Source organism: Moorena sp. SIO3B2, from assembly GCF_010692525.1.
GTDB lineage: Bacteria > Cyanobacteriota > Cyanobacteriia > Cyanobacteriales > Coleofasciculaceae > Moorena > Moorena producens.
Genome location: NZ_JAAHHE010000662.1, coordinates 1 through 2,409, shown reverse-complemented (window position 1 = coordinate 2,409; position 2,409 = coordinate 1). Strand labels below are relative to the sequence as shown.

The 2,409-nt window shown below is 45.6% G+C and carries 1 protein-coding gene and 1 pseudogene; one reads left to right on the top strand and one right to left on the bottom strand.

Annotated features, from left to right (window positions below):
* Positions 1 to 58 precede the first annotated feature (58 nt).
* Positions 59 to 1,609, bottom strand: a complete 1,551-nt coding sequence (gene crtH, locus F6K38_RS39495; protein ID WP_287251936.1) for a carotenoid isomerase — start codon at positions 1,607 to 1,609, stop codon at positions 59 to 61.
* Positions 1,610 to 2,287: 678 nt separating this feature from the next.
* Here crtH and F6K38_RS39490 point away from each other — a divergent pair.
* Positions 2,288 to 2,409, top strand: a pseudogene (locus F6K38_RS39490) (uracil phosphoribosyltransferase); the annotation flags it as partial.

Sequence of the window (2,409 nt, the reverse complement as noted above, 5' to 3'; positions counted from 1 at the left end):
GCTAGCTTGCCTGTTCCCTATTGCCTATTCCCCCGCTGTTCCCTAAGAAGCATTCTACCTAGAATCCCAAATCCACAGCAATACGGTGAGCACAAGCAAATCCCGAAAACGCTACTGCATTTAAACCTTGCCCCGGAAAGGTGCTATCCCCAACACAATAAAGCCCTGGAATCGCAGTCCGATTAAACGGCATTCCCAACAATCCCATTAATTTGCGGCGGGGAATTGGCCCATAGGTTCCATCCATACGGTTCAAAAATCGTCGATGACTGCGTGGTGTTCCCACCTCCATGTAATCCAATCCAGCATCTAAGCCAGGAAAAATCCTCTCCAGTCGCTCAATTAAGCCTCCAGCTGCCTCTTCCTTCTTATGTTCGTACTGACGAGGGGATAACCCTTGCCAATCTTCCATCCAGCTCGGGGTAAAGGTGTGGAAAACATGATAGCCTTCTGGCGCTAAATTGGGATCAAGCAAGGTAGGAATCGAAACAAAAATAGTCCCCTCCGCATCCTCCATATTTTCCCAGTCTTCTAGGACAATATGGTGACACTCTGTACCAGGTGGTAAAACATCTGCCTTTACCCCTAAATGTAAACTCAAGAAACCCGGTGATTTCTGATAACGCTGTTGCCATTTCCGCTCAACTCTTGGCATTTGGTCAGCTGGCAGCAATTTCTCAAATGTATCCCAACGGGTAGCATTGGAAACAATTCGTTTTGCTCGATACTCTTTACCATTGACTAGCTGGACACCCACTGCCTTGCCCTTTTCCAGCAGAATTTTCCCCACTCGAGCTTTATAAAGAATCTGACCTCCAGCTTTCTCCAATCCCTCCACTAGTTTTTGGGCGATTTTTCCTACACCTCCTACCGGATAATTAATCCCACCGTAATGTCGGTCAGAAAACACCATACCAGCATTAATCATCGGTGTTTTGTCAGCAGGTACCACAGACCAGCAATAACATTCCATGTCTATAAATTTCAGCAACTCAAGGTCGCTAATATACTTACGAGCAATGTCTCCCACATTTTGGGGTAGGTACTTCACTAAACCCAAACAAGCCAAGGGATGCTGGAAAAATACTCTGGTCAAATAGCCAAGTTCTTCCAAGGACAGTAAGTCCATCGCATTCAGGCAATTAAAGACCTTCCAGCATTCATCGTAAAATTTGCGAATCCCTTGGCGTTGGTCAGGGAAGTGAGCAGTAAGTTCTTGCAAAAAATTCTCATACTCTCGATGGACTTTTAGCTCTAGACCACCAGGGAGATGATAGTGAATCTGTACTGGATCTGGAATTGTTTCCAGACTGACATTGACAGCCTCAAGGGCTCGGGTAAGTAGATTGGTTGTCCCCTTGGTGCCAAACCCAAAAATCATTGATGCTCCCACATCAAAGCGATACCCCTCTCGCTCGAAGTAACCCGAACTACCACCAGGAATGATATAGCTTTCTAGCACCAGCACACTCGCTCCCTTTGCTGCCAACTGAGTTGCGGTTACTAGCCCCCCAATACCAGAGCCAATCACAATAGTATCAAATACCGATTGATTGGAAATGGTATGGGATTGATTGCTTGATGGGCAAGGTTGGGATCCAGCAGTCATGGAATTAGCAATTTAAATAGATTAACTGATGGATCTGAGTTTAGCGTTTCTTGTTGAGATAGGAGTTCATTACCAATGCAAAAAAAAAAGTGGGCACCAGCCTGCTGCTGCGTACCGGTCCCACCCGCCTATCCTTAATGAGAGGAGAACACTTATTACTACTATAAGCTTGTTGATAAAAAATGTCAACATTTAGGGAGCCATTTTCCCGAAAAGGGGAGTGTCGGGAGTGTCGGGAGTGTTAGGTAACCATCCACCGGGGAGGCTAACAAGCAGCCTTGTTAGCCTTACTGGGTGTGGGCGAACCTGTAAGGAAAACTTTTTGGGAACTAAGGCAATCATTACACCAGGGTCCCCCGCCCCAGCCCACACCCGGTGACCCCCTCAGATGTATATCTGAGCTGACGGGGTTTTTTTGCTTGTAATTGACGACTTAACAGTATTATTGGCATAGTTACAAGGATCAGCAAACCCTTTGAGTGCTGTCTCTATTTTGACAACTTGTATAGGGTTTGCTTGAATCAAGCAAACACTCCTTAATACTGTGTTCATCAATGTAAAACTTGAAACTATCATCAACTAGATTAAGACTTGTGGTTATTCCGAAAAACCCTACTGCCCAATTCCTCTAACACTACCTAATTTGTTTATCACTAATTCTTATAGTTACTAGCTGTTATGACTCTCCAACTACGTGTCTATGTTCCACCCCATCCCCTAGTTAAGCACTGGCTAGGGGTTGCCCGTGATGCCTCGACACCACCTCCATTGTTCAAAAGCGCTATGACCGAGTTGGGACG

Excerpts from the sequence above, each read along its gene's own strand:
- crtH (WP_287251936.1), bottom strand. The coding sequence starts at position 1,609 with ATGACTGCTGGATCCCAACCTTGCCCATCAAGCAATCAATCCCATACC.